This is a genomic window from Pseudomonas sp., from assembly GCF_049645325.1.
Taxonomy (GTDB): domain Bacteria; phylum Pseudomonadota; class Gammaproteobacteria; order Pseudomonadales; family Pseudomonadaceae; genus Aquipseudomonas.
Map to the genome: position 1 here is coordinate 1 of NZ_JBARTQ010000327.1, position 3,986 is coordinate 3,986.

Consider the following 3,986-nt stretch of genomic DNA (forward strand, 5'->3'; position numbering starts at 1 on the left):
GGCCAGGTTGGGTGCTGCTGGGGCCGATCACCGGTTCGTGATCGGGGAGGTAACCTTCGGTGCCGCTCCAGGTGCGGATCGCCTGGGCACCCTTGAGAAACGGGTACAGCTCGCCGGCATTGCGCAGGATCTCCAGCACCGCTGCCTGCCCCGGTCGGGCTTGCAACGGGCCGAGGGCAAAGCCGCGACCGCCACCGAGAATGCAGTTGCCCCGGGCGACTTGCCGCGCGTAAATCCCGCCGCCTTCGACGCCGGTGCTCACGTTCATCACCACTGGCAAGGGCTCGGTGACCAGCATGGCCGGGTGCGCCGAGGTGATCGGCACCGGTTCGCCAAACTGCTCGGCCACGCTGCCGGCCCAGGCGCCTGCGCAGTTCAGCAACCAGGGCGCTTGCAGGTGCAGGCCGTTGGCGCAATGCACCTGGAACCGCTGGCCGTCATGTTCGATTCGAATCACTTCGGATTGCTCGTGTACCGCTGCGCCCAAGCGCTGCGCGGCGCGGGCGAAAGCGGGCGAGACCAGGCGCGGGTTGGCGTGCCCGTCTTCGGGGCACAGCGAAGCGCCTACCGCGATATCTCCAACCCAAGGGAAACGTGCGCGCAATTCGGCGTAATCCAGCAGTTGCAAGCCCAGGCCAAAACCACGGGTGTGTTCGGCATAGGCCTGCAGCGCGGCAAAATCCGCAGGGCTGCGCGCCAGTTTCAGATGCCCGGAGCGCACGTATTCGCCGTCGATGCCGATCAGCCCTGGCAAGTCAGCCCACAACGCATGGGCGCGCTGCGACAACGGCAGTTGGTGTAAAGGGCGCCCCTGGCGGCGCACGCCGCCATAGTTGACGCCGCTGGAGTGCGAGCCGCAAAAATCCCGTTCCACCAGCGCCACACGCTGGCCTTTGTGCGCGAGCATCAAGGCTGCGGAGGCGCCGACAATCCCGCCGCCCAATACGATGACGTCGATCATGGCTGCACCTCTACGCCAAACGGCAGCGGCTTGATCGGTGCCTGGCCGCGCAGGCGGCCGACCTCTTCAATGCTGCGGCCGCTGCGCTCGGCGATGACTTCCGCCGCGGCCAGCCCGCACATGCGCCCCTGGCAACGGCCCATGCCGACGCGGCAATGGGCCTTGACCCGGTTGATTTCCCAGTGGCCTTCATCCACCACTGCGCGCACATCGCCGACGCTGACTTCTTCGCAGCGGCACAGGATCAACGCATCCGGTGCCTGAGCGGCCCATTGCTCCGGGAAGGGGAAAGCGATTTCCAGGCCATGGCGAAAGCGCTGGATGCCTGCCAGTTGCTGTTCCAGCACGCCAGCGCGACGCTGATCGATGGCCAGGCCCGAATCTTCCAGCAGCGCCAACGCGGCGCGTTCACCGGCCATTTGCGCGGCATCGGCGCCCATGATTCCAGCGCCGTCGCCCGCCAGGTAAACACCGTCGACGCTGCTGCGCCCGGCGCTGTCGCGTTGCGGCAGCCAGGCGCGGTTCAAACTGCTCCAGACAAATTCACAGCCAAGCAAATCCGCCAGTTGTGTCTCGCTGCGCAGGGCGTGGGCGAAGGCGACGGCATCGCACTCTAGTGCGTTCTCAGCCCAGCGAATGCCTGTGACCCTTTGTTCGCCGTCGATCTGAGTGAGCGTTGCGCCCTGATGCACGGGCACTCCATGCGCGGTCAGCCAGGCGCGGTAATACAGGCCCTTGGCCAAGGTTGCCGATTGCCCGAGCAATGCGGGCAAGGCGCGGCACTGGGCGCTGAACGGCGCGCTGTCGAGCACCGCGACCACCTTGGCCCCGGCCTTGGCGTATTGATACGCCACCAGGTACAGCAACGGTCCGCTGCCGCAGAACGCTACGCGCTCACCGATGGCGCAGCCCTGATACTTCAAGGCGATTTGCGCCGCACCCAGGCTGTACACACCGGGCAACGTCCAGCCCGCAACAGGCAAGATGCGGTCGGTGGCGCCCGTGGCGACAATGATCTGCGCGTAATCCAGGCTTTCGGCGCGGCCATTATTGAGCAGGTCGAGGCGTCCGTCCTCGGCGTTCCACACCAGGGTTTCGGGCCGGTAATCAATCAAGGGCGCCAGCGCATCCAGGGTGCGATGCACGGCTTCGGCCTTGCTTGCTTCAAATCCGTAGACCTGCTTGGCCGTGCGTTGAAAACCCACTGGCTGGCGGCGATAAATCTGCCCGCCACCGCGCAGGCTCTCGTCCACCAGGCAAGGCTTGATGCCATGCTCGAGCAGCGTACGCGCCGCGCTGATCCCGGCCGGGCCTGCGCCCACAATCACCACCGGCTTCATGGCTGACGCCCCGGGTCGCGGCTGATAGCCTGGCCTTCTTCCAGCAGGGTTGAGCAGGCGCGCACGCGGCGCCCGTCCTGCAGGCTTACCCAGCAATCCTGGCAAGCGCCCATCAGGCAGAAACCGGCCCGCCGTTCGGCACTGAAATCGCTGCCGCGCAGGTGATCGGCGCAGGTCAGCACGGCGGTCAGCAGGGTGTCGCCGAGCAAGCCGCTGGCCGGTTGGCCGTCCAGGGTGAAGGCCACGGCAGGGCGCTCGGTCTCGGCCAGGCGTTTGAACAAGGCCATCAATGTTTCCCCACCAGTACACGGTCCAGGCCATACACCCGGTCGAGCAGAATCATGGTCGCCGCCGTCAGCGCAATCACCAGCGCCGAGACGGCCGCCATCATCGGGTCGATGGACTCGGTGGCGTACACATACATGCGCACCGGCAGGGTTTGCGTGGCCGGTGAGCTGACAAAGATCGACAGGGTGACTTCATCGAAACTGTTGATGAACGCCAGCAACCAGCCCCCCGCGACGCCGGGCAGAATCATCGGCAGGGTGATCCGGCGAAACAGCGTAAAACGGCCGGCGCCCAGGGATTCCGCTGCCTGCTCGGCGCTGCGGTCAATGCCGATAGCCGCCGCCAACACCAGGCGCAGCACATATGGAGTGATGATCACCACGTGCGCCAGCATCAGCCAGGTGAAGCTGCCATTGACCCCCATCAGCGCGAACAGGCGCAGCATCGCCACGCCCAGCACCAGGTGCGGGATGATGATCGGCGACAGAAACAACGTGCTGAAAAAGTTGCGCCCCGGGAACTGGTACCGGCTGATTGCCAAGGCCGCTGGCACCGCAATCAACGTCGCCAGGCTGGCGGCGGTAAAGGCCAGGATCAGGCTGTTATAGAACGCCTGGATAAAGTCGGCACGCTCAAACACCGCGCGAAACCAGCGCAGGGAGAAACCCGACGTCGGCAGGCTCAAGGTGTTTTCCGGGGTGAAGGCCACCAGGCACACCACCACCAGCGGCGCCATCATGAACAGCACCACCAAACCGTGGAAACCCAGGGCCAAAGGACCGTTTCTGGACATGCGCTTAAACCCCCAAGGACTTTTTGTAACGGCCTTCGACCATGCGGTTCCAGCTCAGCATGATCAGCAGATTGACCAACAGCAGCACCACCGCAATGGTCGCGCCCATGGGCCAGTTGAGTTCCGAGAGGTACTGGTCGTACACCACGGTGGCGACCATTTTCAGGCGTCGTCCGCCCAGCAGGCCGGGGATTGCAAACGAACTGGCCGCGAGGCCGAACACGATCAAGGTGCCGGATAGCACGCCGGGCATCACCTGGGGCAAGACGATCTGGCGCATCACTGTGGCCTGGCTCGCACCCAGTGACAACGCCGCCTGTTCAGCCGACGGGTCGAGCTTTTGCAGCGAGGTCCACACCGGAATGATCATGAACGGCAGCATCACGTGCACCAGGGCGATCACCACGGCGAACGGCGTGTACAGCAGTTTTACCGGACGCCCGCCAAGGGCCTGGATCACCTGGTTGACCAGGCCGTCGGCGCCCAGCAACAGGCTCCAGCCAAAGGCGCGCACCACCACCGAGATCAATAGCGGCGTCAGGATCAGAATCAGGAAGATCGAGCGCCACGGCGTGCCCATGCGGCTGAGGATGTAGGCCTCCGG

The 3,986-nt window shown here is 65.1% G+C and carries 5 protein-coding genes; all 5 read right to left on the reverse strand.

The window, feature by feature from the left end:
* Positions 1 to 961, reverse strand: a 961-nt coding sequence (locus tag WBB95_RS14710; RefSeq protein ID WP_424488244.1) for an NAD(P)/FAD-dependent oxidoreductase, incomplete at its 3' end; no start/stop codon positions are given.
* Positions 958 to 2,301: an FAD-dependent oxidoreductase gene (locus WBB95_RS14715; RefSeq protein ID WP_424488245.1), complete on the reverse strand. Its 1,344-nt coding sequence runs from the start codon at positions 2,299 to 2,301 to the stop codon at positions 958 to 960. The genes WBB95_RS14710 and WBB95_RS14715, both read right to left, overlap by 4 nt.
* On the reverse strand, positions 2,298 to 2,588 hold the full coding sequence (locus tag WBB95_RS14720) for a (2Fe-2S)-binding protein (RefSeq protein WP_424488246.1): 291 nt from the start codon (positions 2,586 to 2,588) through the stop codon (positions 2,298 to 2,300). Before WBB95_RS14720 ends, WBB95_RS14715 begins: the two co-directional genes overlap by 4 nt.
* On the reverse strand, positions 2,588 to 3,382 hold the full coding sequence (locus WBB95_RS14725; RefSeq protein WP_424488247.1) for an ABC transporter permease: 795 nt from the start codon (positions 3,380 to 3,382) through the stop codon (positions 2,588 to 2,590). Before WBB95_RS14725 ends, WBB95_RS14720 begins: the two co-directional genes overlap by 1 nt.
* A 4-nt stretch (positions 3,383 to 3,386) precedes the next feature.
* Positions 3,387 to 3,986: ABC transporter permease (locus WBB95_RS14730; protein WP_424488248.1), on the reverse strand; the 600-nt coding region annotated here is incomplete at its 5' end.